At 48.4% G+C, this 380-nt stretch carries 1 protein-coding gene; it reads right to left on the minus strand.

Translation table 11 applies throughout. The features are described 5' to 3' along the window. A partial coding sequence (locus tag NG792_RS19295) for a hypothetical protein (RefSeq protein ID WP_261236468.1) occupies positions 1-380 on the minus strand: 380 nt, incomplete at both ends.

Here is a 380-nt window from a genome sequence, read left to right on the forward strand (position 1 = left end):
GAATCCCTCCAATTCAGACGCAGGAGAAGTGGTTGTCGGCTCAGTCTCTTGATTTTCGATAGCATCGGTTTCGTTGAAGGGCGACGCAGGCGGCGGAGTATTTCCCAGACGCGAAAGCTCGAACGCCCCAAATGAAGACGGAGGAAAATTGATGGGTTGCAAAGTAATTTTGTTCTCGAAGTTAACGCCATCAGCGCTAGAAATCAGGTTGAGAGAATGACTTTCATCTGTCCCCGTCCAAGCCAAATAAAGGCGGTTGTCAAATACTGCCAGTGCCGGTGCAGTAAAACTCGTTTCCGGTAGAGTAATTTTGTTCTCGAAGTTAACGCCATCAGCGCTAGAAATCAGGTTGAGAGAATGACTTTCATCTGTCCCCGTCC

It is taken from the genome of Laspinema olomoucense D3b, assembly GCF_025370785.1.
Classification (GTDB): Bacteria; Cyanobacteriota; Cyanobacteriia; order Cyanobacteriales; family Laspinemataceae; genus Laspinema; species Laspinema olomoucense.